The 26536-nt window shown below is 63.1% G+C and carries 25 protein-coding genes, 2 tRNA genes, 1 other RNA gene and 1 pseudogene; 15 read left to right on the plus strand and 14 right to left on the minus strand.

Features of this window, described 5'->3' with window-relative positions:
• Window positions 1-284 precede the first annotated feature (284 nt).
• Entirely contained in the window at window positions 285-1013 is a 729-nt protein-coding gene (locus NATGR_RS06150; protein ID WP_015233393.1) for a phosphoglycerol geranylgeranyltransferase, read from the plus strand.
• 235 nt (window positions 1014-1248) lie between these two features.
• Here the strand turns inward: NATGR_RS06150 and NATGR_RS06155 are convergent, their stop codons facing one another.
• The 3 genes from NATGR_RS06155 to NATGR_RS06170 all read right to left on the minus strand — a co-directional run bounded on the left by NATGR_RS06155 (window position 1249) and on the right by NATGR_RS06170 (window position 5691).
• Entirely contained in the window at window positions 1249-2043 is a 795-nt protein-coding gene (locus NATGR_RS06155; protein WP_005575455.1) for a polyprenyl synthetase family protein, read from the minus strand.
• Window positions 2044-3893: 1850 nt separating this feature from the next.
• Window positions 3894-4211, minus strand: a complete 318-nt coding sequence (locus NATGR_RS06165) for a hypothetical protein (protein WP_005575458.1) — start codon at window positions 4209-4211, stop codon at window positions 3894-3896.
• Window positions 4212-4554: 343 nt separating this feature from the next.
• Window positions 4555-5691, minus strand: coding sequence for a thiolase family protein (locus tag NATGR_RS06170; RefSeq protein WP_005575459.1), 1137 nt, complete (start codon window positions 5689-5691; stop codon window positions 4555-4557).
• Between the two features lie 156 nt (window positions 5692-5847).
• Between NATGR_RS06170 and NATGR_RS06175 the strand changes: the two genes are divergently transcribed.
• A complete protein-coding gene (locus tag NATGR_RS06175) occupies window positions 5848-6555 on the plus strand; it encodes a DUF5806 family protein (protein ID WP_005575460.1) in 708 nt (235 codons plus the stop codon).
• A 98-nt stretch (window positions 6556-6653) separates the two neighbouring features.
• Here the strand turns inward: NATGR_RS06175 and NATGR_RS06180 are convergent, their stop codons facing one another.
• On the minus strand, window positions 6654-7391 hold the full coding sequence (locus tag NATGR_RS06180; RefSeq protein ID WP_005575462.1) for a lipoyl protein ligase domain-containing protein: 738 nt from the start codon (window positions 7389-7391) through the stop codon (window positions 6654-6656).
• A gap of 165 nt (window positions 7392-7556) precedes the next feature.
• Here NATGR_RS06180 and NATGR_RS06185 point away from each other — a divergent pair, with 165 nt between their 5' ends.
• Window positions 7557-8438, plus strand: coding sequence for a hypothetical protein (locus tag NATGR_RS06185; RefSeq protein ID WP_005575463.1), 882 nt, complete (start codon window positions 7557-7559; stop codon window positions 8436-8438).
• 4 nt (window positions 8439-8442) lie between these two features.
• Here NATGR_RS06185 and NATGR_RS06190 read toward each other — a convergent pair.
• A pseudogene (locus NATGR_RS06190) lies at window positions 8443-9852 on the minus strand (serpin family protein).
• A gap of 163 nt (window positions 9853-10015) precedes the next feature.
• Between NATGR_RS06190 and NATGR_RS06195 the strand changes: the two are divergent.
• The gene (locus NATGR_RS06195; protein ID WP_005575465.1) at window positions 10016-10498 is read left to right on the plus strand and encodes a PaaI family thioesterase; all 483 of its coding nucleotides are present in this window, start codon (window positions 10016-10018) and stop codon (window positions 10496-10498) included.
• Between the two features lie 233 nt (window positions 10499-10731).
• On the opposite strand, the gene NATGR_RS19875 is transcribed toward NATGR_RS06195, so the two are convergent.
• The 3 genes from NATGR_RS19875 to NATGR_RS06200 all read right to left on the minus strand — a co-directional run bounded on the left by NATGR_RS19875 (window position 10732) and on the right by NATGR_RS06200 (window position 11841).
• A complete protein-coding gene (locus NATGR_RS19875) occupies window positions 10732-10899 on the minus strand; it encodes a hypothetical protein (RefSeq protein WP_015233394.1) in 168 nt (55 codons plus the stop codon).
• A gap of 54 nt (window positions 10900-10953) precedes the next feature.
• Entirely contained in the window at window positions 10954-11121 is a 168-nt protein-coding gene (locus tag NATGR_RS19880) for a hypothetical protein (protein WP_015233395.1), read from the minus strand.
• Window positions 11122-11262: 141 nt separating this feature from the next.
• Entirely contained in the window at window positions 11263-11841 is a 579-nt protein-coding gene (locus tag NATGR_RS06200; RefSeq protein WP_005575468.1) for a cysteine hydrolase family protein, read from the minus strand.
• Between the two features lie 112 nt (window positions 11842-11953).
• Between NATGR_RS06200 and NATGR_RS06205 the strand changes: the two genes are divergently transcribed.
• Entirely contained in the window at window positions 11954-13543 is a 1590-nt protein-coding gene (locus NATGR_RS06205) for an Hvo_1808 family surface protein (RefSeq protein WP_005575470.1), read from the plus strand.
• 156 nt (window positions 13544-13699) lie between these two features.
• Window positions 13700-14851, plus strand: a complete 1152-nt coding sequence (locus NATGR_RS06210; RefSeq protein WP_049887776.1) for a nicotinate phosphoribosyltransferase — start codon at window positions 13700-13702, stop codon at window positions 14849-14851.
• Between the two features lie 5 nt (window positions 14852-14856).
• Here NATGR_RS06210 and NATGR_RS06215 read toward each other — a convergent pair whose 3' ends face one another.
• Entirely contained in the window at window positions 14857-15069 is a 213-nt protein-coding gene (locus NATGR_RS06215; RefSeq protein ID WP_005575474.1) for a hypothetical protein, read from the minus strand.
• Window positions 15070-15362: 293 nt separating this feature from the next.
• On the opposite strand from NATGR_RS06215, the gene NATGR_RS20395 reads away from it, so the two are divergent.
• Window positions 15363-15497: a hypothetical protein gene (locus NATGR_RS20395; RefSeq protein ID WP_269459364.1), complete on the plus strand. Its 135-nt coding sequence runs from the start codon at window positions 15363-15365 to the stop codon at window positions 15495-15497.
• A 45-nt stretch (window positions 15498-15542) separates the two neighbouring features.
• Window positions 15543-15806 (plus strand): hypothetical protein, encoded by a 264-nt coding sequence (locus NATGR_RS06220; protein WP_005575476.1) that lies wholly within the window; start codon window positions 15543-15545, stop codon window positions 15804-15806.
• 153 nt (window positions 15807-15959) lie between these two features.
• Here the strand turns inward: NATGR_RS06220 and NATGR_RS06225 are convergent, their stop codons facing one another.
• Window positions 15960-16562 carry a TIGR00296 family protein gene (locus NATGR_RS06225; RefSeq protein ID WP_005575478.1) on the minus strand — a complete coding sequence of 201 codons (603 nt, stop codon included), beginning with the start codon at window positions 16560-16562 and terminating at the stop codon, window positions 15960-15962.
• 99 nt (window positions 16563-16661) lie between these two features.
• Here NATGR_RS06225 and rnpB point away from each other — a divergent pair.
• From rnpB to NATGR_RS06235, 3 genes are all read left to right on the plus strand, one after another.
• An RNA gene (rnpB, locus tag NATGR_RS18600) (RNase P RNA component) lies at window positions 16662-17131 on the plus strand.
• A 514-nt stretch (window positions 17132-17645) separates the two neighbouring features.
• Window positions 17646-17945, plus strand: a complete 300-nt coding sequence (locus NATGR_RS06230; RefSeq protein WP_005575481.1) for a FaeA/PapI family transcriptional regulator — start codon at window positions 17646-17648, stop codon at window positions 17943-17945.
• On the plus strand, window positions 17935-18411 hold the full coding sequence (locus tag NATGR_RS06235; RefSeq protein WP_005575482.1) for a metal-dependent transcriptional regulator: 477 nt from the start codon (window positions 17935-17937) through the stop codon (window positions 18409-18411). The genes NATGR_RS06230 and NATGR_RS06235 overlap by 11 nt, the downstream gene beginning before the upstream one ends.
• A 207-nt stretch (window positions 18412-18618) precedes the next feature.
• Here NATGR_RS06235 and NATGR_RS06240 read toward each other — a convergent pair.
• A tRNA-Arg gene (locus NATGR_RS06240) sits at window positions 18619-18691 on the minus strand.
• A gap of 557 nt (window positions 18692-19248) precedes the next feature.
• On the opposite strand from NATGR_RS06240, the gene NATGR_RS06250 reads away from it, so the two are divergent.
• The 3 genes from NATGR_RS06250 (at window position 19249) to NATGR_RS06260 (ending at window position 22192) form a co-directional block, all read left to right on the plus strand.
• Window positions 19249-20664: a single-stranded DNA binding protein gene (locus tag NATGR_RS06250; RefSeq protein WP_005575486.1), complete on the plus strand. Its 1416-nt coding sequence runs from the start codon at window positions 19249-19251 to the stop codon at window positions 20662-20664.
• 66 nt (window positions 20665-20730) lie between these two features.
• A complete protein-coding gene (locus tag NATGR_RS06255; RefSeq protein ID WP_005575488.1) occupies window positions 20731-21162 on the plus strand; it encodes a histone family protein in 432 nt (143 codons plus the stop codon).
• Window position 21163: 1 nt separating this feature from the next.
• Complete coding sequence (locus NATGR_RS06260) at window positions 21164-22192, plus strand: histone deacetylase family protein (RefSeq protein WP_005575489.1); 1029 nt, start codon at window positions 21164-21166, stop codon at window positions 22190-22192.
• A 503-nt stretch (window positions 22193-22695) separates the two neighbouring features.
• Here NATGR_RS06260 and cca read toward each other — a convergent pair.
• Entirely contained in the window at window positions 22696-24111 is a 1416-nt protein-coding gene (gene cca, locus NATGR_RS06265) for a CCA tRNA nucleotidyltransferase (RefSeq protein ID WP_005575491.1), read from the minus strand.
• 94 nt (window positions 24112-24205) lie between these two features.
• On the opposite strand from cca, the gene NATGR_RS06270 reads away from it, so the two are divergent.
• Window positions 24206-24278 (plus strand) — tRNA-Asn (locus tag NATGR_RS06270).
• A gap of 8 nt (window positions 24279-24286) precedes the next feature.
• Here NATGR_RS06270 and NATGR_RS06275 read toward each other — a convergent pair.
• Window positions 24287-25204: an NAD-dependent epimerase/dehydratase family protein gene (locus tag NATGR_RS06275; RefSeq protein WP_005575493.1), complete on the minus strand. Its 918-nt coding sequence runs from the start codon at window positions 25202-25204 to the stop codon at window positions 24287-24289.
• Window positions 25197-26306, minus strand: a complete 1110-nt coding sequence (locus NATGR_RS06280; RefSeq protein ID WP_005575495.1) for an SDR family NAD(P)-dependent oxidoreductase — start codon at window positions 26304-26306, stop codon at window positions 25197-25199. The genes NATGR_RS06275 and NATGR_RS06280 overlap by 8 nt, the downstream gene beginning before the upstream one ends.
• Window positions 26307-26536 lie beyond the last annotated feature (230 nt).

Raw genomic sequence — 26536 nt, forward strand, 5'->3', positions numbered from 1 at the left:
GTGCGATGGCGCGTTCCGTTTCGAGTTACTGTTTCTGCGAGAAGGATGTCGTCCGGCCCGCTCCAGGTCCGGCGAGGCGATCGGCCGGCCGGCAACCCAGGCCGGAGATCGGTCAGGACACCCGATAGTTCGAGCAGACGGGAACGAAACACAAGATTGAGTAACAGCTACTCGCTCGGTTCGAGTATGCACTTCGGGGAGAGTCGACTGGCGAGCAGTTGGACAGTCGTCACGCTGTCGAACAAAACGATACACACGCCGAGCGCAAGTACGGAGAGAACAGCATGACGGCGCGACCGACTCGACCGTGGGCCGACTGGACTCACGTCTTAAAGGTCGATCCTGACCGCGAACTCGTCTCCGACGATACGTTCGACGATCTCTTTGGGTGTGGGACCGACGCAATCTTGCTCGGCGGCACGACCGGTGTGACCGAATCGAAAGTCGAGCGCATTCTCGAGGCGTGTGCTGCCGCCGAGGTTCCCGTCTATCAGGAGCCGAGCAATCTCGACAACGTCGTCGACGCTCCGCGTGTCGACGGCTATCTCGTGCCGACGGTCCTGAACGCAGGTGACCCGTTCTGGCTCGTCGGCGCACACAAAGAGAGTATGCGACGCTATCCGGATCATCCGTGGGAGCGAACGACGACGGAAGCGTACATCGTTCTCAACCCCGACGCGACAGTCGCGACGTACACGGACGCAGACTGCGATCAGACGCCAGCCGACGTGGCGGCATACGCACGCACCGCCGAGCACCTGTTCGGACAGGAAATCGTCTATCTCGAGTACTCGGGAACGCTCGGTGATTCCGCCGTCCTCGAAGCAGCGAGTGATGCACTCGAGGATGCGACGCTTTTCTACGGCGGTGGGATCGGAAGCTACGAATCTGCACGGCAGATGGCAACACTCGCAGACGTCGTCGTCGTCGGTGATCTCCTGCACGAAGAGGGCGTCGATGCGGTCGAGCGAACGGTCGAGGGGGCACGCGACGGTCAGCGTGAAAACGACTGAACGAGTTACTGTCAGGCAGTTTGCTGTGGTCACTTACCGCCGATCGTCAGAACGGGTCGGCGATCGGCGGTAACTAGTTACAGCAATCCGTTCGAGACGGTCCGCCGTCACCGTGGAGCAGTGATAGCCATCATACAGTTGTGGCGAAACCGTCGGAACGGCGCTCCGGATGGGTCGGCTCGGCGCGCTTCTCGAGGGTCACACTGTCGCCATGCAACCGGATTGACACTGGCCACTAGCGACTCTCAGGTAGGTCCGCGATCGAGTCAGGAGACTCGTAGTCGAGCGACAGTTCGAGAAACGCGGTGAGTTGCTCGTCGACGAGATCCCGCGAGCGGGACGGCCAACACTCGACGAGGCTGTCGAGTTGCTTCGAGGGAGCCGATGGACGAGTCGATATCTCGGTCGTATCCACCTGCTGACTCTGTCCGGTCGTCCGGTACCAGACGTGAAATCCGAACGTATTTGCTCGCCGTATCAGCTCCGAAGAGACGCTGTCGACAGCGGCGAGCGTCCCGGCGAGTTCGATGCCACATCCAGTCAGTGCACCGAGTCGTTGCACGACCTCGGATCGTGAGTGCTGCCCGTCTGCGTCCACACCGGACACGATTGCATACCCCTCCTGGACTCGTCTGGTTGCCCGGGTAAAACGCTCGAGACACTGCTCGAGACGGACTGGCGGTGCATCGTATCCGGCCAGCACTTCGAACGTGCTCGACTCGAGGAGATCTCCACGGAGAATGGTGTGGGTGAGATCGGTAACCGACGACGGGCCAGATTCGAGGGCTTGCCGATGAACAGTCGACTGGAGCGAGGCGAGCTCGAGGGCAACAGCGACTGGTAACACCTCGTCGACCAGCCGAGATGACGGCGTGAATCCATCGAACGCCGTCAGAAACACGTGTCCGGCCGTCCTGGGCCGACCGACCGACGGTATGCGATCGTGTTCGAACGTGACGACCGTTGAGAGGATTTCCTGAAGTAACTCCTCGAGTATCTGTCTCCGGTGTAGTATCGTATCCGACGTCATCTGTGACGGTCTCTCGTATCTAGTACCGTCCCAACCGTCGACTGATGGGTCGAATCGGGCCACACCGCCAGATTCGACCCATCAGTTCAGGCTTGGGCCACCACTAGTCGTCTGTCAGGGCGTTCTCCTAAATCGGGAGTGTCCGTCAGTATGAACACTTTGGCTTCGGCCAGCCACAGGGAGTCCCCACTCGACTCGAGAGACATCCGGTCGGACGAGAAACGAGAAGCAAACGAGGGACGCGGCCGGTGATCCGGGCTGTCGAAAGTCAGTTGTGAGACAGCGGCGGTCGACTGTGCAGTTGGCCCGGAACACAGTTGCAGTCCGCACGAACTGTGAACTGCCTCGGGAAAGTGGTCGAGACGCCGAAAGCGTCTCGTTACCGAGCGAGAACAGCGGTCTCACGGACATCGTGAAGTTTTGGTCCGCTCAGTCACGGAAATCGTGGCTTTCCGTACGACCTCGAGGCACTCGGCCTGCTCCACCTGTAGACGTCCCGTGTACATCGGCTCGGGCCGTATCGTGTCGGTGGCCAGTCACGTAGCGCCTTCCGTAGATAATTACAGCAGTACAGGTGTAATCAGCACGGCACGCTCTCTGACTGACTAGTTAGTCAGCACCGGTAAAAGTCTTACTGATCATTCAGTTAGCAGCGACGATCGAACGAGAGACGCACTTAACAGTAGTTACCCATGGACAGATTGGAGTAACGACTGAAATCATCCGTGTACCGATTCTCCCGCTCACGAATCGATTCTCTCCGTTCGACGACCGTGATTCCCGCGTCGACCAGTCGAACCGCGTCCTCCTCGTCGGCCCCAGTAACCGCTAGCTTACAGTGGAGACCGTTTCCGAAATCTGTTCTGGTCATCCACTTCCCCATATTCTCTTATTTCCACATATCAAAGCATATATCGGAATTCGTATCATTCTCGCTCATCGCGGCGAAATCCGAGTCCGTGCTCACGAATCTCGGCAACAGCCCACGAGAATACATCGGCAAAAAACACGGGATTGCGACGCTCGTTCTCGAAATACACCACTCGAGGCGTTTACTGTATCCTGAATCGAACGACGTGTAGCGCCAACCCACCGAGCACCGAGTTGAAGACGGTCTCGTTCCATCCAACGTGTTCGCGCTATTTCTCGCCTGGTGAGTGTGGATCGCCCCTCGGCACGTCGCTATCCTCGCTCGTTCGCCACTATTTTCTATTTTCGTACCAGTATTGGAAAGTGATATTTTGGAGGCGTCGATGCACGATCACACCAGCTCGCGCCGTGTCGTCCCACACGCCAGGCGCTACTTCTATCACGAGAAGCGGAAAAGTGACCGACGACTGCTAGTACCGTCCCAACCGTCGACTGACGGGTCGAATCGAGCCACACCGCCAGGTTCGACCCATCAGTTCAGACTTGGAACGCCACTAGTAGCGTCCCAACCGTCGACCGACTAGTTGAGAGTTGGCCCAAACCGATCACGATTCTCGATCAGAAGTGGAGTACACTAGTCAGAGTAGACTTGGGACGCTACTAGTGGCGGTCTGCACCTGCACTGCTGGTTCGAATCCGGTCGTGTCGACCGAGTCACCTCGCCAGTCGGCGATCGGAACGGTACCAGAGCGACTGGTCGAGACGACGAGCCAGTCGACGGCCGTGTTAAAACGTCGAGACGGAGTCGGTCTCGAGCCTGACCGGACTAGTTTTGTAGGCTGTCCCGATGTCCCAGTGCAACCGCTTCGGTCGCGGTTGCACCGGCAATGACGGACGGGAAACCGCCTTATACGGATTGCTGTAACTAGTCACCGCTGATCGCCAGAGGAACCGGCAATCTGCGGTAAGTAACTACAGTCTCAGTCGGAGCCACGATCCTCGTCGTCCGGCTCGAGTCGGTCGTCCTCCCGGGGTCGAAGCGGTGAATCGTCGGCTCGTGACGGATGGATGTTGAAGTTGTTTCCCCTGTACGGATCGGTTTCCGGATCGTAGGACAGTTCGCTGCGCTCGAACAGGTAAATGAAAAAGCCAAACAGCGGGATACAGAACGTGATCGCCGTCCACTTCAGCGGCGGCTCGAGGCCGACGCGGCCTGCGTCGTAGTAGGTCGCGACGGTGAGGCCGAGATGCCAGGCCAGCGGAATCCCGACGATCACTGCAAGCAAGAGATTGCTCATGAGAAGTGTAGAGGCCGAGGGTACTAAATGCCCAGCAAATCGAGGGTCGTAGCCGACCGTTCAGTCGTCGTATCGTACTCCGACGCCCGGGTTTCGGCTACGTGAACGACAAACGCACAATCGAGGCATCGAAATGTTCCGTTCGAAACGGAACGATTACGATCGTTTATGAAACGTCACACCGGACGAATTGCCACTTCCCGCAGGAGGAGAACGGACGGAAGTGGTCAACTTAGTTGACCTCGAACTCGATCGCTGCACCCTGACACGACCACCTTTTGTCTCGCTCGTCACTCCGTTCCTCCCTCGCAAAATCTGGACCAAAAAACCCAGACTAACCGTCTCAAGCGACCTCGAACTCGATCGCTGCACCCTGGCCGAAGCCGACACACAGCGTCGCCAGACCGAGCCCGCCGCCACGTTTCTGCAGTTCGTGAATCAGCGTCACCGGCAGGCGAGCGCCGGAGGCACCCAGTGGGTGGCCGATCGCGATCGCACCGCCGTTGACGTTGAAAATCTCCGGATCGACACCGAGCTGGTCGCGCGAGTAGATCGTCTGGCTGGCAAAGGCCTCGTTGAGTTCGACGAGGTCGTAGTCGTCGATGTCGCGGCCGTTTCGCTCGAGCAGTCCTTCGGTCGCCGGGACCGGACCGACGCCCATGACGGTGGGATCGACGCCGGCGACGTTGTTCGTGCCGATCTCTGCGAGGATCTCGAGGTCGTGTTCTTCGGCGAACGCCTCGCTGGTGACCAGCAGTGCGGAGGCACCGTCGGAGATCTGTGATGCGTTGCCCGGTGTGACGCTGCCGTCGGACTTGAAGACGGTCGGGAGGTCGCCCAGTTTCTCGGGAGTCGTTCCCGGACGGATGCCCTCGTCTTCGGAGATGGTGCCGTCTTCAGTCTCGATCGGGACGATCTCGTCGTCGAACCGGCCCTCTTCGGTCGCTTCGGCGGCGCGTTGCTGGCTCCGTGCGGCGTACTCGTCTTGCTGTTCGCGGCTGATGTCGAACTCCTCGGCGACCTTCTCGGCGGTCATCCCCATCTGGAGTTCGCCCATGTTGTACAACTGGGCCATCTTGGGGTGGACGTTGTGGGTGTTCTCGCCCATCGGGACGCGGCTCATGTTCTCGACGCCGCCGGCGACGATGGCGTCGCGGTTGCCAGCCGCGATCGCGTCCGCGGCGGAGATGACTGCCTGCATCGAGGAGGCACACCAGCGGTTGATCGTCGTTGCCGGAACCGACTCGCCCAGTTCGGAGAGCAAGGCGACGACGCGGGCCACGTTGTTGCCCTGTTCGCCGCGCTGCTGGGCACACCCCCACATCAGATCGTCGATTTCCTCGCCCGAAAGACCGGTCTCGGCGAGGATTTCGTCGATCAGCGGCACCGAGAGGTCCTCGCTGCGGAGGTCAGCGAACGCGCCGTCTTCTTTCCCCTGTGGAGTCCGTACGGCCTTGGCTACGACTGGCGTCTGTGTCATATCCTGACGAACAGGCCTCATAGACTTAAATCCCGGTAGAACGGCGGGTGACTGACTCGAAGTTTACGGGTGGCTGCCAGCCTTGCAAGCGGTTTCGAGTTCGGTACGGCGCGCTCGAGAACAATCCTTATCTCTCACCTGTCGAAATAAGCGGTCATGGACGAGGACGGACTGGACGTCGCCGATTCCGACGCCAGCGAGGGCCACAAAGCGGGAGCCGATGATCACGACGACGCCGAGAGCGTTGGCGAGTCGAGCCCGGTTGACGAAGAGGGAGGGGGAAAAGAGGACGAAAAGAAAGAACAAAGAGAGAACGAAGGCGACGGACCAATGCCAGGCGTCCCCGACGCCGAGCGCGAAGAGTCAGACGTCCCGGAAGACGTACAGAAGTACGCCCGGTTCAAGAAGATGGACGGGGCCCAGTACGAGCGAGTCAACGAGTTCCTGCGGGATCGCACCTACGTCACTGCACGCGAGTGGGCGATCGCTCGTCTCTGTTCGGACTTTCGAACCGAGACGGGTGTCGAGATGACGAAGATCGGTGAGAACCTCCCCGAACTCGTCCCGTTCATGACTGACACCTACACCCCACAAGCGGTCAATCAGGCCCGGTCGTCGTTCGAGGAGAAGGTCAGGAAAGCCGGCGCAACTTTCCTCTACGGCGCGATGTGTGACTTCTTCACCGCCGAGGAACTCGACGACGTGATGTACGAGTCGACGGAAGTCGCGAAGTTCCTGCTCGAGGTCGAGGGCGTCGATCTCTCCGTCGAGGAGGAACTCGAGGCCGAAGACCGGATCTCCTCGGTGATGCGGGAAGTGCGAGAGGCAAGCGAGGAGCTACGAGAACAGGAACAGTCGGAGTAACGAGCAGGAGTCGTTCTCAGACGGAAAGCTGTCCCGCTGTACTGGTGTGACCGCGAGCCTCCTGCGGTCGCGCCGGAACTGACTGACAGCAAACCGTCTCAGTCGTGCTTGCTCGAGTCCTCGAGTAAATTCCCGGCGGGTTCGACCGTCGGCTCCGCGTCGCCGACGAGTGTCTCTTCGACGGTCCGGCGAACGACGTCGGGGTCCGACGGCCCGCCGGCAACCGCGACGGTGCCCACTGAATCGGGATCGAACGGGATTGCAAGTGCGTCGTAAACCACCTCGAGCACCGTGAGGAGTTCCGTCCGCCCGTCGACAAGGAGGATACCAGCCGTGATCGCCGCGTCCTGGCGTACGCGCTGGGCGAGGCCGGCGACTTTCCGGAGGCGTCCGTCCTCGACGGCCGTCGACAGTGAGTGTGTGCCGGGACAGAACGCGTTCTCGGGTTCGTCGTGAGTGAGCCGGTTTCGGTCGACTCCCGAAAGTGAAACGAGGGCGTCTGCGATGTCGGCGGCGAGGTGTTCGTACCGTTCTCCCGTCTCGCGTCGGAAGTCGTCGATCGGTTCGGCACGGGCGAACGCGATCGCCGTCTCGCCGTCGTAGGCGACGGCGCGGCCACCGACGTCGCGCTCGATCGGTGGGAACCCTAGTTCGGCGGCGGCGTCACGAGCACGGTCGTACCCATCCTGCTGTCGGTCTCGCCTGCCGAAAGCCAGCTGTCGGTGTGGCGTCCAGACCCGTACCGCCCGCTCGCCGTCGGCGGCGACCTCGAGCAGGCCAGTACTCGCTTCCCGGTCGGCGGCGATAGTCGGCTCGCGCCCTCGGAACACGCGCATTGACAGACCGTTGGTCCGACGGGACTAATACTGTCGGTCGGAGCGACGAGGACGGACGACGGAACAGCGCCGGCGACAGTGTTCGAGAGTCGGGTCGTGTCCTGTTCGGTCACGGGTCCACGACCGATAGTATAACTACTCTCGCCCTCGACTCGAACACAGGAGATGGCTGTCACGCTTCCCGACGAGTCGGCGTCCGAGTACGCCCGGTTCTCACTATACAACTCGCCGTACGCCGCCCACGACGGTGGCTGTGCGATCGACTGCTATCCCGGGACGCTTCGCGACGGCCGGACGGAAGTCGCACCGAGTCCCGTCTCTGGAACCGTCCTCGAGACGAAGACAGTCCGGGCACCGCCGAAACCGTACGCCCCTGCAGACGACTACCTACTCCTGCTCGAGTGCGACGGCCCCGGCGACCTCGAGGGACTCGTGGCTCGCGTGCTCCACGTCGATCCGACGGTCTCGGCCGGCGGCCGGATCGAGCGTGGCGACTCGCTCGGACGGCTCGTCCGGGCGGGCTTTTTCGCTCCCTGGGTCGACAACCACCTCCACGTCGGCTTCCGTCGGCCCGACCAGAACCCCTACCGGGCGTCGGGGTCGCTACCGATCGAACTCGAGAGCGAACTGAGGTCGCTCGAGTGGGACGGCACGGGAACCGTCGTCGCGACGGGGAAGACCTACGTCGTCCTCGATTCGCCGATCCACCCCGCGCCCGGCGAGTACTTCGTCGGCGTCCGCGCAGACGAAGGAGAAATTCTCGACGGCGGACTCTCCCACTACGAGGGCGGTGGCGTACTCGGACGTTCCGGGGTCGGCGAGACGGTCGTCTCGCTGAACGGCGACCGCCTCGGCGTCGCGGACGGCCGAACGATCGCGTGGGACGATGTCGTCGTCACCGCGAACGGCGACCCGATCACGGGTCTCTCGCTGTTCTGTGCTCGAGACGGCGACTTCGGTGCGAAGCTGATCTGTCCGGACCGTGAGTTCGAGGTCGGCGAGCACGTGAAAGTACGGGTTCGCTCGAGCGACGCAGTCGGTCGCTGACCGATCAGTCGTCCTGTAAGGTCTCGCCGTCGACGACTCGACCGACGAACAGCGGCGTCTCGGTGGGTCGATCACGGATGTAAAAGAGGAACGGCCGGTCGACAGTCATCTCGACGTGATCCGGTGGTCCGGACTCCTCCATGACGACCGCCGTCGCCGCCGCGGCCTCGGTTCCCTCCTCGTCGACCTCGACGAAACTCTGGTGGATCACCTCGTCGATCGCCAGACGACCATCGTCCTCGACCATCCCGCTAAAATCCGCGCCGCCGCCGAAGGCTCGTTCCATGCCCAACTGCTCGAGCGTCTCGACGAGGCTGAACTTCGACTCGATCCCGAACTTCGGCATCGCCAGGTCGACCGCCGGCCGGGAGGTCTCCTCGAGCATCGTCGCGAGCCGATCGATCGTAAACGACTCCTCGAAGGACTCGAACTCGCCTTCCGTAGGCAAGACGACGATCATGCTCGTCTCGCCGTTGGCGTAGGGGAGTTCGACGAGCTGGTGGCCGTCGATCTCGGCGTACCGCAGTTCCGCGCTCTGGTGCATCAACTCGACGTCGGTCTCGGTGCCGTCGAGTCCCGTGAACGTCCCGGGTTCGGTCGCCGCGGGATCGAAGTCGTACTCCCAGGCTGCGAGGAAATAGACGGCGTTGGTGAGCACGAGCCGAGTCATGGAATCGATCGATTCCTCCGGGAGGAGGTCTTCGATTCGGTCGTTCGTCCGCTCTTCGACCCACGCGTTGATCTCCTGGCGGGCTGTCTCTGGATTTCCAGCGAAGTCGACGACGTGCTCGCTCGCCCCGTAGTAGGCCTCGAGTAGCTCGAAGTACGCCTCGTCGAAGGGGTAGTCCTCGGCTGCTCAGACGGCGTTGGCCCTCGAGAGCTGGAACCCGAGGTCGTCCTCGTCGCCCTCGTCTTCAGCCCACTCCGGCCGCTCGCCCTCCTCGCCGTCCTCGTTGCGTCGCTCGAACTCGTTCTCGAGCGCGCCGAAGGCGGCGTGGAGGGCGTCGTCCTCGAGTTCGTACCGAAGCGCGTCGGCCATCTCGGTGGCCGTCTCCCCGCGTGCGCCGGCGTCGGTCATCGCGAGTGCGACCGAGATGCTGTACGGCGAAAAGAACACGTTCTCGTCTGGTCGGGCGGCTCGAATCTGGGCCAGGGCGACGAGCGAGAACGCAACGTTTCCACGGACTTGCTCGGCGAGGCGGTCGAGTTCGAGGTCGGGGTCAGTCACCGGATCGACTCGCGGGAAGTCGGGCACACCGTAGTTGTCGAAGCCGTTGCCGTCGGAATCGCTCGGTTCCGATCCCGACCCGTCTCCGTCTCCCGAGTCACCGTTCCCGTCGTCGGTCGTACAGCCGGCAGCCCCCGCGAGGAGTGCGCCGGTCAGGGCGACGAGCGTCCGTCTGTCGGTTTCCATACGCGAAAACAATCGCGCACTGACAAATCCGTTCTCCTGGCTGAAACGGGTGTTTCAGCGTGGACAGGGGATCGAGCGACGATCCGCTCCCTTCACGCGACCGCTCTCTGCGCGTACTCCCGGAAACGCAGGGGTAAAGAGGGTCGATCGCAGACGGGTAGGCATGACCGACGACGACTACCCGGGACCCGAGACGTTCGCGGGTCTCGAGGACTTTCTCCAGCACTACATCGACGAACACCAGGAGTTTCTCTCGTGGATTGGCACGTCCGTCGAGGACATCGACCAGGGGACGATGACCCTCGCTGTTCCCTACGACGAAAAGCTAACTAACACCCGTCCGAACACCGACGACGATCGGCGGGCAGACATCCACGGCGGTATCGCGGCGACGCTGATCGACACCGTCGGCGGCCTCTCCTTGCGGACCGAACTCGCAGATCCGTTCGCTGCCAGCATCGCGACGATCAACCTGAACGTCAACTATCTGCGGCCGGCGACCGGCGATCTCGTGGCAACGGCGAACGTGATCAGGACGGGATCGACCGTCGGCGTGAGCGCGGTCACCGTCGAGAGCACGACGCCTGACGGCGAGACTCGAGAGGTCGCGACGGGCCAGGGCGCATACCGGATCTTCCGCGAGTGAACCGCCTCGGGGTCACGTGGTTCGAGACGCAAAGCGTCTCGTCATCACGGACGACAACGTCTTCCGTACGACCCCGAGACACTCGGCCTGCTCAGCCTGTAGACTCCCTCGAGTCGTCGGTTGCATCTCGAAGTCCGATGGACTCGGTTTCTCTTGTATAACGTCCAGAGATGGGGAGCGGTCGCCGACGCTGGCGGCGAGGTTCTGTCCTGGGACAAACTGCCTGCCCAGCCCTAGTTGTTGCTCTGTGTCGTCGCCACGGAGTCGCCGGTTTGCGTGTGACGGACGGAGAACCACAGCCTGCCGTAGAGAGAACAGCCGGCCATCGCGACGAGAGCGAAGTACCCGTAGATTGCCAGTTCGACGGCTGGCGGGACGACAGGAACCGACGCAGGGTCCATACGTCTCGCGTCGCTCTCCAAGGAAATATGTGCCTGCCTGCACGGGTTCGCGCTTTAGGGTCGCCCGGTGGCGACCATCCAGTACCGGGCCCCGAGATAGACGATGACGATCCCGAACGTCCCGGCAAACAGTATATCGCCGCTCATCGCCGCCGAGATAAACGCGATAGAACAGAGAGCCATGCCGACGACGTAGAACACGCGAAGACGACGCCCGTTCATCGACGCTCACCGTCTGCCCTAGGGGAAACACGCATATCGGAGTCTTCGAAGGAGAGGACAAAAATCCTCGCCCTCACCCTCACCCTCACCCTCACCCTCGCCCTCAAGCGCGAACCGGTCCCCTCGCCCTCGGACGGCTCCCTACGCGAACTCGAGGTCGTCGCTGGTCGCGACCTCGCCGAACAGCCAGTCGGCGTGTTCCAGGGCGTACTCTCGGTGGTCTTTCTCGATGTATCCGATGCAGTCCTCGACGAGGATCGGCCGGAAGTCACGCAGTCCCGCGCTGCCGGCGCTGTGGAGGACACAGACGTTCGCGAGCGTCCCGCAGAACACCAAGTCTTTGATCCCGCGGGCGTTTAGCCACCCCTCGAGTTCGGTCTTCTGGAAGGCGTCGTAGGTGTGTTTTTCGACGACGTGATCGGCGTCCTCGACCGGCAGTTTCTCGACGACTTCGGCCTCCCAGGAGCCCTCGAGGACGTGTTCGCCCCACCGATCGAACTCGTCGTAGTAGTGGGCGTCCTCGAACTGGTCTGGCGGGTGGACGTCCCGCGTGTAGACGACGGAGACGCCGGCGTCGGCCGCCCAGTCGACGAGGTCGGAGACCGGATCGATCGCGTCCTCGCTACCCGGTGCGTACAGCGCCCCATCGGGGTGGCAGAAGCCGTTTTGCATGTCGACTACGACGAGAGCCGTCCGCGTTGGGTCGAGTTCGATGGACATGTGTCGTCGTTCGCGCCGAAGCGTAAAAACGTTCGCTGGACGGTGTGGCGGTGGGAGAGGCGACCGCCGTGCTTTTTACGGTTCCTTTCGTACGACTTCGTAATTCGCCCCCATGAAACCGACCCGAACGCAGTTGCTCGTCGCCCTTCTCGCGGCCACCACGATCGGGCTGCTCGCCGTCGTGGCGGCTGGCGTGGTCCCGTTTTCGCTGACTGAGGCGTCCCCGCTCGAGATCGACGAACGCTCCGACGACCCCTCGACGACCGACACCGTCGGCTACGTCGAGGGGTACTGGTACGACGACGAGTTGCCAGTCGACGACCGTAACGACGCCGTCCTCGGTGACAACGAACTCGAGGCTGTCGCCTACCGGTCGATGGCTCGCGTCGAGACGATTCGCGGGCTGACTTTCGAGGAAGAGGTGTCGGTCGAGGTGATCGACCGCGAGGAGTTCAACGAACGAGAAGACGTCTTCGTCGACTTCTCCGCAGACGAGGAACTCCACACGAGCGTCACCTACGAGGCGCTTTTCATGGTCGATCGGGAGACCCCTGCCACCGAAGAGGTCGAATCCCTCTACGGTGGCACCGTCGACGGCTACTACGAACCCGGCAAAGACGAAATCGTACTCGTCTCGGACACGCCGACGAGGCCCGAACTCGACGAGGTCGTTCTCGGCCACGAGTTGCTCCACGCTCTGCAAGACCAGCACTTCGATCTCGCGAGCTACGACCGGGAGACGATCGACCAGGACAACGCCAAGAACGGCCTCATCGAGGGTGACGCCGTCTGGGTCGACCAGGCCTACGAGCAACAATGTGGCGAGGAATGGGACTGCGTTCTCCCGGCGGGCGGTCTCTCGTCGGGTGGCGAGCCAAACTGGGGGCTGTACCTTACGATCTTCCAGCCGTACAACGACGGGCCCGACTACGTCGACCACCTGCAGTCCCAGGGAGGCTGGGACGCCGTCGACGCAGCCTACGACGATCCGCCGGCGACGTCCTCGGAAGTGATCCGACCGGGAGACGACCGCGATCCCGACGCCACGATTCCAGACCGCTCGCGAAACGAGTGGGAGCAGTTCGAAATCGACGGCGACGTCGCAAGCGAGACGGTCGGCGAAGCCGGGATGGTCGCGATGTTCGTCAGCGGAAACTTCGACCACCAGCCGGCCGTCGTCGACCGCGACGAGTTCCTCACGGAAGACGCAGGCTACGACTACGATCAGCCCTACACCGACGGCTGGGACGGCGACGAACTCGTCACCTACGTCGACGGCACAGCGAGCGCGAACGCGACCGACGACGCATTAGAGCACAGTGCATACGTCTGGCAGACCGAGTGGACCTCGAGAGAGAACGCCGCGGAGTTCGTCGACGGCTACCTCCAGTTGCTCGAGGGACACGACGCCGAATCCGTCGAGGATCGCCAGGACACCTACGTGGTCGACGACGGCTATCCGGGTGCCTACTATCTCGACCGAAGCGACGACGGCGACGCAGTGACGATCGTTCGCGCGCCGTCGGTCGACGACCTCGGAGACGTTCATATCGGGGCAGCGCCCGAAGGCGAGGACGAACTCGAAATCGGGATGGCCGAGATGGCCGGTGGCGTGGTCGACGCGATACTGGGGGGTGGCGGCCCAGTTATCGGCTCGATGGGGCCAGAGTGGCAGCCGGTTCGGGAACCGATCTCTGGTTGACCGTTCGTCACTGACGGAGTCTCCCGACGGGTTCGAAGTCGAGCAACCCGTCGCTGAGTTGCACCACGATCCACCAGTCGAGCGGCGGAGCCGACGACTGCGATGCGTGCAGCCACAGACGAGTACCTTTTTGACCCACCACGGGTAGTCAGCGACATGACGACTCCGTTCGGAACCATCCCCGCAGAAGCGATTCTCGAGGGGGACGCTACCGATGCCTACTTCGAACGCACCCACACGACACTCGAGAGCGCGGGAAAGAACCCCGACGTCGTCGCCGAGATCACGGCCGACCAGTTCCCGACCGGCGAGTTCGAGGTCTGGACGGGAATCGAAGATGTCGCGACGCTGCTCGAGGGACGGAACGTAGACGTCGACGCGCTGCCCGACGGCCAACTGTTCGACGGCGGTCCAGTACTGCGAATCGAGGGACCGTACCTCGAGTTCGCCGAGCTCGAGACCTCTCTTCTGGGGTTTCTCTCACAGCCAAGCGGCTTCGCGACGGCCGCACTCGAGGCGCGGGTTGCAGGGCCGGACTCGCTCGTTCTCTCGTTCGGTGCACGACACGTCCATCCCTCGATCACGGCGACGGTCGAACGCGCCGCGTTGCTCGCGGGACTGGACGGGTTCTCCCACGTGGCGGCGGGCGACGTTTTGGACCGCGAACCCGGCGGGACGATGCCCCACGCGCTCATGTTCTGTTTCGGTGAGGGCAATCAGGCCGAAGCCTGGCAGGCCTTCGACGAGGCTGTCCCCGTGGACGTCCCGCGGATCGCCCTGATCGACACCTTCTGGGACGAGGTCAGCGAGGGGTTGCTGGCCGCCGAGACGCTGGGCGACCGGCTGGACGGCGTCCGCATCGACACCACCAGTTCTCGGCGAGGCGACTTCCGACACATCGTCCGCGAAGTTCGGTGGGAACTCGATGCCCGCGGCTACGAGGACGTCGACGTCTTCTGCAGCGGTGGCATCGGCCCCGATGCCATCCGGACCCTCCGGGACGTCGCGGACGGGTTCGGCGTCGGCAGCTACATCACTGACGCGCCAAGCGTCGACTTCAGCCTCGACATCGTCGAGGTCGAAGGAGAGCCGGTCTCGAAGCGAGGCAAACTCTCGGGGACCAAGCAGGTCTACCGGACCCCCGACGGCGGCCACCACGTCGCGCTCGCCGACCGCGACGGCCCCGAGGGCGGCGACCCGCTGCTCGAACCCCTCATCCGCAACGGCGAGGTCGTCCGAGAGTTCGACCTCGAGGCGGCGAGCGAGCGGTGTCTGGCAGACGCCGAGACGGTCGGGTTCGACGAGTAAGCCGGCTACGGCGGCGCGGCCGTCCGCGCTTTCTCGAGTTCTCGTAACTCCACGAGCCGACACTCGAGTTGCGGGTGCGTCGCGAAGAACAGGTCCCGAATCGGAGCGGGGCGATCGTCGGGCACCGGTTCCGCGTCCGCTGGAGAGCGATCGTCCCGCCGCTCGAGCGGCAGGATCGACAGCGACGAGACGCTCGCGGCCTCGCGGAGGTCTTCCACCGGCGTGTCGTCGATGCGCTTCTCTACCTGGAGACGAGCGAGCGGTGTCTGACCGAGGCCGAACCCGTCGGATTCTGTTTACCAATTTGAATAGTTTGCGGGCGGACCGGTCCGGATGGGGCCCTCCACTGCCACGATGTATTCTCGAAGCGTCATCGTGAATCGCCTCTCAAGCCCCGGGGAATTCTCCTAGACCGCTTGTAAACCGGCTCACGGCCAAACTGGCTGCTATCGGCCTCTTCGCCCTGACCGTCAACGGAATCGTCACACTGGCCTCGAGTCCGATCAGTCCCGTGGGGAGCCTCGTTCTGATCTTTGGAACCGTCGCCGCTCTCTGGTTGCTCGTCGACGCCATCTTCACTGCATTGGACAATCTGCTCGAGTCGGAACTCGAGCGACGACTCGAGGACGAAGGACGATCATCGTGACGAACCTATCGGAACCCTAATATTTTTCGGCGGCCGACCCCCGCTATGGCAGCGTTTACCCCCGAGCCGACGGCATCGACGTTCGACCTCGCGAACTGGCTGTTCGTCAGGCTCGTCGTCCTCGCCCTGGTGACGTTCTACGTCGCAATGGTCGTGACGATGTTGCTCTCGGAGGTCGTCAGCGTTGCCGTCTCCCTCGCCGGACTCTGGATCGCCCTCCAGCTGTGGTTCGAGGCGACGCGCGTCCTCGTCGAGACGGCAGGGGCGAACGGCGGGAACGACGACAGTCAGGCCACCGCCGACGGTTGATCGACTGGTAACGCTGCCTGACTTCCTCCACGACTAAGATCGTGGGCTTTCGCGCTGCTTCCGCTGTCCCGACCGCTCGAGGACGGACGAAAAGACGGCGGTTCGAGTACCAACAGCTACACCGCGCGAGTGCTGTGACGTCTGTGTTGGAGATTAGACCTCTTCGACGCTCCCGTCGGCCTCCCGCTCGCGGAAGACCTGGCCTTCGAACAGCGTGACGACGACGTCGTCGTCCTGCCAGGCTCCCGGCGCGAGTTTCGCCTTGCGGCAGGTTCGGTCGAGATACTCGCGCTCGCTCCAGCCGTTCTGGACCGGCACCGTGGGGTAGAGCCAGCCACCATCGCCACCGTCGATAGCGACGCCGTGAGTACCGAGTTCGAGGTCGGCTACCGGGTCGTCGGTCAGGACGACGTTGGTGACCGCACAGATGGAGACGGTGAGGTTCGGCAGTTCCGAGGGAGTGACTTCCGAACCACAAGAGTCCTCGCTTGCGGCTTCGATCGCCGCGTCGACGATCACGTGGCCGAGCTGGTCGTCCGATCGGTAGCCGCCAGCACAGCCTCGAAGGCTGCCTCGGCCGCGCGTCGACTCGAGGCGGACGAACGCGCCAGTGCGTTCGTAGAACGTTTCGCGCATACTCCCTGGTTGCTCTCGTTGGCCGTGTTCGACGTAGGATTCGACGGCTTCACGCGCGAGTTCGACTGCGCGTGCCCCGTCTTCGTAGGATAGGTCGACGCCCTGTCGCTGCTGGGACATACGAATACACATGGGAGTACCGCTTCTAAAACGCTTCCATTCCGAGATGGTGGCGGTGACGACCGAGTGACTTATTCGGCCGAGGCTCGTATAGAAAGTGGGAGAGAGAGCCCGGCTGCCGCGGGCGTCGTGCGACGCGCGCGAGGAAAGTCCCCCCACCTGTTCGGGCAGGTGACCAGACGCAAGTCCGGGGCGGGAGACCGCTGGCTCTGGAACAGAAACGACACGTCTCGGCCCGACCGATGATGCGTGCGAACCCGACCGCGAGGAAGGGGAGTTGACCCGCAGAGGGAGTGTGGTCGGTATCCCGTGGTTCGAATCCACGGATTGCGAGCGCGGTTCGACGCGTCTCTGACGCGGGACCCGCGACCGAGTGCGACGGCACGAGCCGTCGAACACGCACGGCGCGATTGACCACACTGAGACGGCCGAGGAGCGATGGAACGGCGAACCCTCACCGGTGCAAGTCCGTGCCGTGGTAGCCCGAACATCTCGCGGCTCCGCCGCGAACGGCGCGGACGCTTAGCCGAATGCTGGGACGAACAGAAGGGGGCTTACTCCTCTCACCCGTTTTTCGTGCGCGAGTGACGACGTTACCGGTAGCGACACACCGACCGCCAGCCGTCGTACAGTCAGGTGTGTATCGACTTGCAGTGGCCAGTGTCGTTCGTTCGGAGTCACCGATCAGTCGCGACGCGCAACCGACGTCGGGTTTCGGGCAGTTCGTGATCGTCGACCGCGTCATACGGATTACTGTACCGATTTACCGGCGCAACCGCCGCCCGGGTCGCGGTTGTGCCGGAAATGACTTACAGTAAACCGTACCAGTGACGGCAACATGATCGCCTTCGCGGCGGGAGTAGAGCGGATAGGTACAGCAAGCCGTATCAGCCAACTCGAGGTGCCACGGAGCCAACGGTCCCGGCACGGTCGACGGCACTCGATCTGTGTCCCCGTTCGGCTCGACTGCTGACCGGGATCGACCTCACGGGCCCCGGTGTGGATATATGTACCCGTCATTTGCGAGTACCACTTTGGTACTCGCAAAAGTATATAAACACAGTCACGCTAGTAGTGGACGTAATGGCATCCGAATGCGAGCGAGACGGTAGGGGAGAGAAACACCGATGTTGCAGACGGCGGAATCGAGAGCGCGACGAAGACGGACAGTTCGCCCGGCAGATCGAGGCAGGTGACGTCCTTGCCGTCTTCGAGGCCGTCGATGGACCGGTCGTGACGACGACCGATGTCTCGGACGTCCTCGGCATCACGACGGAAGCCGCACGCCAGAAACTCAATCGGCTCGTCACCGAGGGCGAGTTGCAGCGCCGGAAGACCGGACGGACGGTCGTCTACTGGCAGGTGACTCCCCGTGACGAGTAGGCTTCCGGACGACGCGACGGCGGCGGCGGACGTGGCCGACGGCGAACGAACGATCAGCCTCAGCGAAGGACGCTACCTCTGTGGGTTATTGCAGCTAACGCTGGCCGGCGAGCCACCGGTCGGCACCACCGAACTCGCCGCCCATCTCGGCGTTAGTGCAGCGAGCGTCACCGAAACGATCGACGGCTTCGAACGGCGAGGACTTGTAGCACACGAACCCTACTGCGGAGCCGAATTGACCGAGCGCGGCGAAAGCGCCGCCCGCGAATTCCGCTGGCGACAATGTACCGTCCAGCAGTTTTTCGAGCACACGTCTGGTGTCCAGTTGCGCGACGACCAGGCCTATCGGATCGGCCGTCTCCTCTCGGAAGCGGACGTTCGGGCGCTCTGTGAGTTCGACGACCAACCGTGCCTGGGTCGCTGTGAGGAGACGAGTGTGGACGGCTGTCACGTGTTAGCGACGTAACGACCGAATTACCACGCTATTCTCAGACGGCTTACAGTCCGTCGCTGACGGTGTACTTGCGATCAGAAGCGGTCACACGGGACTCGAGGCGGCAATCCATCTCACAGTGGCGGCAGTAGACCTGCCGAACCACGACTTCGTCGTTCGGATCGGCGGAGAAAATCACCGGTACGGACTGCTCACTCGGCGTTGTTGTGTCGATGAAAACGTCCTGGCGGAGATTTGAACTCCGGTCCCTGGCTCCGCAAGCCAAGAGGATAGTCCACTACCCTACCAGGACTCATCTTCGAGTAGGCGGGTGAGTATTAAAGCCCTTTCGAAAGGGATCGGAGACGGGGCGACGATCCCTGCTCGAGTGGGAGACTGTGCCGAGTCAGCCGACTTGCTGCAGTCAAGCACCGCCGAGCGGCGCTCTCGTCTCTATCGGCAGAACGGGCGTCGGCAAAGACACTGCACACGCGCCCCACGCTTGCTGTACGCACGGTATCGACGGTACCCGACACCAGCGACGTCGCGACCGCAGGAGCGCGCGGTCGCGCCGGGACATCGGTACAGCGTTCCGTATCAGCCCCACGAGTCGACCTCGAGTTCGGCGACAGGACAGGACGCAGCGAGTGAGACACGTTCACTGCCACGTATTTATATACGATCGCGGGACCAGACGGACCATGATTCGCCGATCGAGTTCGATCGAACTGCAGTCGTCCTTCGTGAGTCAGCGTCGGAAGACGAAGTCCCTTAGAGGCGTTTCAGCTGCTCTCCTCCGAGTATTCGGTCACTCGTTTCGACGCCGAATGGACAACGCTTATGCGCGGGCTACTCATGCACGAGTATAGAATGAGCGACATCGAGGGTGTCTACGAGGATCTCGAGGCCGACGTCTCTCTCGAGGAGTTTCGCGAGGCCGTCGAGGCGAAAGTCGAGCAGATGGGGGGACTCGCGGACGAGGAGACGGCGGCGATGCTCGTCGCTCACGAGGTCGGCGAGAGCGAGGTCGGCGGCGTGACGGACATCGAGCCTGGCATGGAAGAGGCGAAGTTCGTCGCGAAGGTGATCTCGATCGGCGAGATGCGAACGTTCGAACGCGACGGCGAAGACGAGGACGGCCGCGTCGTCAACGTCGAAGTCGCCGACGAAACCGGCTCCGTGCGAGCGGCGTTCTGGGACGAGCAAGCCGAGGCAGCGACCGAGGAACTCGAGGAAGGCAACGTCTTGCGCATCAAGGGACGGCCCAAGGACGGCTTCTCGGGGGTCGAGGTCAGCGTCGACCAGGCCGAACCGGACGAGGACACCGAGATCGACGTCCAACTGTCGGACACCTACTCCGTCGAGGACCTCTCGCTCGGTCTCTCGAATGTCAACCTGGTCGGGCTCGTGCTCGACACCGACAGCGTCCGAACCTTCGACCGGGACGACGGCTCCGAGGGGAAGGTATCGAACGTCACACTCGGCGACTCGACGGGGCGCGTCCGGGTGACGCTGTGGGACGAGCAGGCGGAACTGGCCGAGGAGCTCGAGCCCGACGCGACCGTCGAGGTCGTCGACGGCTACGTCCGCGAACGCGACGGTAACCTCGAACTCCACGTCGGCAACCGCGGCGCGATCGAGACGGTCGACGAAGAGGTCGAGTACGTCCCCGACAGCACGCCGATCGAGGGCGTCGAGATCGGTCAGACGGTCGATCTCGCGGGCGTCGTTCGCTCGGCGGACCCGAAACGGACCTTCGACCGGGACGACGGCTCCGAGGGCCAGGTTCGAAACGTCCGAATCCAGGACGCAACTGACGACATCCGCGTCGCGCTTTGGGGCGAGAAGGCAGACCTCGATATCGGGCCCGGCGACGAAGTCGCGCTAGGCGACGTCGAGATCCAGGACGGCTGGCAGGACGATCTGGAGGCCTCCGCGGGCTGGCAGTCGACGATCACGGTGCTTGAGTCGGATTCGAGTCCCGCTGCAGAAGCCGGCGAGGGAAGCGACGACAACGCGGGGCTTTCCGACTTCGCCGGGGGCGAAAGCGACGGCGAGACCACGGACAACGACGACGGAACCGACGTGGACGACGAAGAGGGACTCGACGACGGCGAGGAACTCGAGTTCACCGGCGTCGTCGTCCAGGCCGGCGACCCGGTCGTGTTAGACGACGGTGAGACGACGACGAGCGTCGTGACCGACGCGGACGTCGTCCTCGGCGAGGAGGTAACCGCACGAGGGGTCGTCCGCGACGGACAACTCGAGGCAAACGACGTGTTCTGAGAGGGCGAGCGATCGCTTCGGCCGGCTAGGAAAAGCGTTAAGGGCGTCAGTTCCGCCTATCATGATATGAACGTCGAACTCCCGTTTGCCCCGGTGGATACGATCATCCGGCGGAACGCGGGTGATCTTCGGGTAAGCGCCGATGCGTCGAAGGAACTCGCAACGCGGATTCAGGAACACGGGAGCGAACTCGCGATCGACGCTGCCGAGCGCGCGACCGAGGACGGCCGGAAGACGCTGATGGCCGCCGACTTCGGCGTCGAACAGGTCGTCGACAAGGACGACCTCGAGCTACCGGTCGCACCGGTCGACCGCATCGCACGACTCGAGATCGACGACCGGTACCGCGTCTCGATGGACGCCCGCGTCGCTCTCGCAGACATTCTCGAGGATTACGCCGACAACGTCGCGGCTGCAGCGGCGATCCTCGCTCGACACGCCGATAGACGCACCATCACGGACGACGACATCAAGACGTACTTCTCGCTGTTCGAGTGAGATGCAATTTGGTTACAGCGAGGTCTGTGTCGAGCACGACCCCGGTCCCCGGCACCCGGAGTCGCCGGATCGTCTACGGGCGATCAGGGAGCGACTGAAGCGCAAACACGGTGTCGAGTACGTCGAGGGCGATCCAGTCGGGATCGACGTGATCTCGACGGTCCACGACCGCTCGTACCTCGAGTCGATCGAGGAGTTCTGCGCCGAAGGAGGGGGCAACTGGGATCCGGATACGACCGCCGTCGAGGAGACCTGGGACGCGATCCGGTACAGCGCCGGACAGGCCTGCTGGGCGGTCGAGAAAGCACTCGAGGGTGCGACGGGGCGGAAGACGCCGTTCGCGATCGGTCGCCCACCGGGTCATCACGCGGTCGTCGACGACGCGATGGGATTTTGTTTTGCGAACAACGTTGCGGTGGCCGCCCAGCAAGCACTCGAGAGCGACGAGTACGACGTCGACCGGGTTGCGATCGTCGACTGGGACGTCCACCACGGCAACGGGACCCAGGATATCTTCTACGATCGTGACGATGTCTTTTTCGTCTCGGTCCACGAGCAGGGGCTCTATCCCGGAACCGGCGACCTCGGCGAGAGCGGCGAGGGAGACGGCGAAGGAGCGACGATGAACGTCCCGATGCCGGCCGGCACCGACGACACCGAGTACCTCGCGGTGATCGAAGGTCCGGTCGCTGCGGCGCTCGAGTCGTACGATCCGGATCTACTGATCGTCAGTGCAGGGTTCGACGCCCACCGACACGATCCGATCTCACGGATCCGTCTTTCGACCGAGGCTTACGCACTGCTGACCGACCGAATTCGAGGTCTCGCGGACCGAATCGACGCCGCGCTGGCGTTCGTCCTGGAGGGTGGGTACGGACTGGAGCTTCTGGCTGACAGCGTCGCGATCGTTCACGAGACGTTCGACGGGCGGGAACCGATCGAACCCGACGGCGAGGTCGGCGACAGGGCCGCGTCGGTGATAACGGACGTTCTCGTAGAACACGGCCTCGAAGACGAGGTCGACCTCTAGTGGCGGGCCAAGCCTGAACTGATGGGTCGAATCTGTCGGTGTCGGTCGATTCGACCCGTCAGTCGACGGTTGGGACGGTACTAGTACTCCGCCAAGCGTCGACTGGTGAGTGAACCCAGACGACTGCATTCGGTTTCACTCGTCCGTTCAGGCTTGCCAAAGCACTAGTAGCGCCCCAAGTCTACTCTGACTAGTGCGCTTTACTCCTGATCGAGAATCGTGATTGGTTTGGGCCAACTCTCAACTAGTCGGTTCACGCTTGGGATGGTACTAGCGGCGGTCCGAATCTGTACTGCTTGGTCGAGGTCGTATCGGCCGGTTCGTCGCGGCAGTCGACAGAAAACGGTAGTAGAGCTCGTGATCGATCCGACCGACAGGACTCGCTGCCAGTCGGGCACGCTCGACTGGACGGCAGAAAGTGGTTCGGGTAACCGTCCGGGTGGAGTCAGGACGGCGAACGGGGAGGCTCCCCCACGGGAGACGCGATCGGTGTGCAAGCAGTGTCAGCCATTACTGTAGCGCCGAGGCGACGGTTCGAAGTACTGACGCAGCTCTCGCCCGAACTCCTCGAGCAACACCGTCACTTCCTCGTTGACGAGTACCTGATACTCGGACTCGAGTGCCGTCTCGACGTGCGCGCCGAGTCCGACATCGAAGAGCCGGTCGCTCTCGAGAAACTCGCGTGCGGCGGTGAACTGGCGGTCGCGTTCGGTGACGTAGCGGCCGCCTTCGATGAACGGCCCGTACGCGTCCGGGTCGGCGGTGTAGGCGTCGTAGAAGCCTTCTGCGTGGCCGGGAACGTGTACCGGCGGTCCTTCGTGGCGTTCGACGATCGGCAGTTCGCTGACGGCGAGTTCGACGAAGATAGCTGCGGTGTCGTCGGCGAGCGTCGTTCCGCGGAAGACCTCGAACCCGCGGTCGTCGAGTCCGCTGGTGATTCCCTCGATCGACTTCTCGAGTTGGGGGTAGAGTTGGTCGTCGACAAGATCAGGTGCGTCGAACCGGACCGCGATCGGTGTCGTGCCACGGTGCTCGAGGTGCTCTCGGAGTTCGGTTTCGGTCAGCGGTTCGGGATCGAGAGGCTCGAAGTACTCGACAGAGGGGGTGGCGAGGAACTCGCGGGCGTAGTGTTGGAGTCGTGCGACGTTCTCTCCGGAGCAGACGGCGGCGACGTTGCGCTCCGGATCGGTCGGATCGACGACGACGAGGGGGTCGCCGAACGTCTCCTGGCCGTGGTCCTCGGGATCGAGTTCGACCTGGGGGTGCCAGTCGCGTACAGCCTCGAGCAGTGCCTGGAAGCCGCCGTACTCGCAGACGAGCAATTCTGTGAGGAAGCCGCTGAAGCCCCGTGTCCGGAGGTCGCTGCCGTAGGAGCCGATTCCCCGGAGGAACTGCTTCGTGAGTCGAACGTCGGCAGCGAGGTCGTCGTCGAGTCGCTTTCGGAGGTACTCGTTGTGAAACGGCGTCCGGTCGACGGCCGACCGGATTTCGGTCGCCGATTCGAGGCGAAAACAGGGGACGACGTCGATGTCGAACCCCTCGACGGTACCCTTGACGTAGGGATGTTCGGCGTACTCCTCGTGGCCCTCGGGGAGAGTGTCGTGGCCGACGGCGAGACCGTACTCCTCTAAGGTATCCCGATCGAGATTCGGCGGGAACCGGGCGAAGATGTCGATGTCGCGATTGCCGCTGGTCCAGGTTCCTCTGGCGGTCGAGCCGACCCGAATCACGTCGGCGTCGGCACAGCGGGCGGTCGCTGCGCGTTCGGCGCGGTCGGTGAGCCTGTCCGCTACCTCGCGGAGACGGGCCCGTTCGTCCGCGCCTGGGTCGACGCGTTCACGAACAGTGGCCACTACGGCCGCGAGGTCGTCCGGATCGTCGTCACGATCGCTCTCCTCGAGGTCGTCCGAGTCACTCATTGGTGGTCTCTACTCGAGCGGTGCGTGAAAGGGTGTCGAACCGCGGGAAGCAAAACGAAAGCCCTATCAAATGCACTCGACTACTCGATGTTGAGCCGAAGTAGCTCAGATGGTAGAGCACCTCGCTGTTAACGAGGTTGTCCCAGGTTCGAGTCCTGGCTTCGGCGCTCCTGTTCTACCGAACTCTGTTTCGACACTCGAGTCGCCGTTCCAGTTTGACCTCTATCCACTCTTCGAGATCACGTGCTGGCTCGACGCCGAGCGCCGAGCGAACGCGCTCGAGGTCGACATCGAACCGATCGACGACTGGCGAGTTCGGATTCGGTCGCTCTCGGAGTTCGATACCGCCCGGAGAGCCAGTGCTGGCGTTGTGTGCGTGGGCGACCAGTCCCGCGATTTCGAGGACGCTGTAGGAGACGCCGCGTCCGAGTACGTACGACCGGGCGATGGAGTCGGCCTCGGCGAGTCGGTCGACGGCTGTGGCGATCCCCGAGGCGACGTCGTGGACGTGGATCAGGTCCCGTTCTTGTGTTCCCGGCCGGTGGACTGGGAGGTCCTCGCCGGCGGCCGCTCGTTCGAGGAAGTAGTCGACGACCGACTCACCGTCGCCGTAGACGTTCGTCACGCAAAATGTGACCGAGGGGACGCGTCCGTCGGTCAGCGTCCGGACGGCGCGTTCGCCGGCCAGTTTAGTTCGCCCGTAGGTCGTGGTCGGGTTTCTCGAAGTTGTTGCGGTGATCGGAAACTCGTCGGGATCGCCGATGGTAGCGACACTCGAGAGGTGGACGAGTGGAACGTCGGCGCGGACACACGCCCAGGCAACGTTCGACGCCCCAGCAGCGTTGATTTCGAAGGCGGCGTCGGGTCGACTCCGGCAGGCGTCGATCCCGACCAGTCCGGCAGCGTTGACGAGAGAGTCGACGTGCTCGAGGAACGGCTGGATCGCGCCTCGATTCCGGATGTCGACCGCAGGGTACTCTTCGTGAGCGGAGCCAGCAGCGGGGTAGACGTCGTAGCCGCGGTCCTCGAGCGTCTGGACGACTGCCTGCCCGACGGAGCCGGTTGCACCGAGGACGCCGACCCGATCACTCATCGTTTGCAACGTCGTCCGTCGCGGACGGGCTGGCGTCGGTCGAAGTCGGTTCACTACTCGGGCCGCCGTCGGCAGCGACCGTTCCCACGTCTTCTCTCTCGGCGTCGCCGATCGTTTCCCGGACTATCTCGACGATCTCGTCGTGGTGCATCTGCCGAGTGTTGGCGGATGTGTACTCGTTCTCGAGGTCGTTCGAAACGTCTGGGTTTTCGGCTTGCGGATAGAGGACGTATCGGTCCGCTCGTTCGTCTGCGTAGCGGATCTCGTCGCTGGCGACCAGTTTTTCGTGGTATCGTTCGCCCGGTTTCGGGCCGATGAGGTCGATCTCGATCTCGTCGGGGTCGTCGCCGAACTGCGGCGCGAAGTGGTCGCACATTGCTTCCGCGAGGTCACCGACTGTCAGCGCGGGCATCTTCTTGACGAACACTTCGCCGCCGTCCATCTCGAGACAAGAGTCGATCGCAAAGCGGGCAGCTTCCTGGGGTCGCATGACGAACCGGGTCATCGAGGGGTCGGTGACGGTCAGCGGACCGCCGGAGCGAAGTTGGTCGTAGAACAGTGGGACGACCGATCCCGTCGTGCCGACGACGTTGCCGAAGCGGACGGAACCGAGCGTGAGGTCCTCGGGCGGCCGGTGTTTGTCGAACGAGGAGATGATTCGCTCGGCGATGAGTTTCGTCGACCCCATCGTCGAGGTCGGGTTCGCCGCCTTGTCCGTGCTGACACCGAGCAGTCGGTCGACGCCGGCCTCGGCTGCGGCCTCGACGACGTTTCTGGTTCCGGTGACGTTCGTCTGGACGGCCCCGTAGGGGTTGTCCTCGACCATCGGGACGTGTTTCATCGCCGCGACGTGGAAGACGACGTCGACATCGCTCATCGCGATCGCGAGCTGGTCTTTGTCGCGGATGTTTGCGAGGACGCAGTCGATCGTTGGCTCGACGCCGCCGAACGATCCGCTAAACGCCGCCAGCCGCTGTTCGCTGTTGTCCACGATGCGGATCAGGTCGGGGTCGTCGTCGACCAGTTCCGAGACGACTTCGGCACCGATCGAGCCACAGCCGCCGGTAACGAGTACGTTCCGCCCTGCAAGCGTTGTCGACATGTAGCGTAGCCATCCTCCGGGCAGCCTTTGTAATCCGAACGCTACACTGGAGCGGGCGACGTTGGCTTGCCGTACAGCGGTCTCGAGTTGCATCCGGACGATCGGCGTCCGGTGTGGATCGCGGTCTGGGTGGCCGAGGTCGGCTGGAATCGACGGCGAACCGACGAAGTCGGACCGAAAGCGCTGTTTGCTCTGCCTAACCGGTTGCGCGGCGTGACTGTCTCCGTGAG

Origin of the sequence: Natronobacterium gregoryi SP2, assembly GCF_000230715.2 — an archaeon.
Lineage (GTDB): Archaea > Halobacteriota > Halobacteria > Halobacteriales > Natrialbaceae > Natronobacterium > Natronobacterium gregoryi.

Coding starts and splice junctions, on each gene's coding strand:
- NATGR_RS06150 (WP_015233393.1), top strand. CDS start 285: ATGACGGCGCGACCGACTCGACCGTGGGCCGACTGGACTCACGTCTTA.
- NATGR_RS06155 (WP_005575455.1), bottom strand. CDS start 2,043: ATGACGTCGGATACGATACTACACCGGAGACAGATACTCGAGGAGTTA.
- NATGR_RS06165 (WP_005575458.1), bottom strand. CDS start 4,211: ATGAGCAATCTCTTGCTTGCAGTGATCGTCGGGATTCCGCTGGCCTGG.
- NATGR_RS06170 (WP_005575459.1), bottom strand. CDS start 5,691: ATGACACAGACGCCAGTCGTAGCCAAGGCCGTACGGACTCCACAGGGG.
- NATGR_RS06175 (WP_005575460.1), top strand. CDS start 5,848: ATGGACGAGGACGGACTGGACGTCGCCGATTCCGACGCCAGCGAGGGC.
- NATGR_RS06180 (WP_005575462.1), bottom strand. CDS start 7,391: ATGCGCGTGTTCCGAGGGCGCGAGCCGACTATCGCCGCCGACCGGGAA.
- NATGR_RS06185 (WP_005575463.1), top strand. CDS start 7,557: ATGGCTGTCACGCTTCCCGACGAGTCGGCGTCCGAGTACGCCCGGTTC.
- NATGR_RS06195 (WP_005575465.1), top strand. CDS start 10,016: ATGACCGACGACGACTACCCGGGACCCGAGACGTTCGCGGGTCTCGAG.
- NATGR_RS19875 (WP_015233394.1), bottom strand. CDS start 10,899: ATGGACCCTGCGTCGGTTCCTGTCGTCCCGCCAGCCGTCGAACTGGCA.
- NATGR_RS19880 (WP_015233395.1), bottom strand. CDS start 11,121: ATGAACGGGCGTCGTCTTCGCGTGTTCTACGTCGTCGGCATGGCTCTC.
- NATGR_RS06200 (WP_005575468.1), bottom strand. CDS start 11,841: ATGTCCATCGAACTCGACCCAACGCGGACGGCTCTCGTCGTAGTCGAC.
- NATGR_RS06205 (WP_005575470.1), top strand. CDS start 11,954: ATGAAACCGACCCGAACGCAGTTGCTCGTCGCCCTTCTCGCGGCCACC.
- NATGR_RS06210 (WP_049887776.1), top strand. CDS start 13,700: ATGACGACTCCGTTCGGAACCATCCCCGCAGAAGCGATTCTCGAGGGG.
- NATGR_RS06220 (WP_005575476.1), top strand. CDS start 15,543: ATGGCAGCGTTTACCCCCGAGCCGACGGCATCGACGTTCGACCTCGCG.
- NATGR_RS06225 (WP_005575478.1), bottom strand. CDS start 16,562: ATGTCCCAGCAGCGACAGGGCGTCGACCTATCCTACGAAGACGGGGCA.
- NATGR_RS06230 (WP_005575481.1), top strand. CDS start 17,646: ATGGCATCCGAATGCGAGCGAGACGGTAGGGGAGAGAAACACCGATGT.
- NATGR_RS06250 (WP_005575486.1), top strand. CDS start 19,249: ATGAGCGACATCGAGGGTGTCTACGAGGATCTCGAGGCCGACGTCTCT.
- NATGR_RS06255 (WP_005575488.1), top strand. CDS start 20,731: ATGAACGTCGAACTCCCGTTTGCCCCGGTGGATACGATCATCCGGCGG.
- NATGR_RS06260 (WP_005575489.1), top strand. CDS start 21,164: ATGCAATTTGGTTACAGCGAGGTCTGTGTCGAGCACGACCCCGGTCCC.
- cca (WP_005575491.1), bottom strand. CDS start 24,111: ATGAGTGACTCGGACGACCTCGAGGAGAGCGATCGTGACGACGATCCG.
- NATGR_RS06275 (WP_005575493.1), bottom strand. CDS start 25,204: ATGAGTGATCGGGTCGGCGTCCTCGGTGCAACCGGCTCCGTCGGGCAG.
- NATGR_RS06280 (WP_005575495.1), bottom strand. CDS start 26,306: ATGTCGACAACGCTTGCAGGGCGGAACGTACTCGTTACCGGCGGCTGT.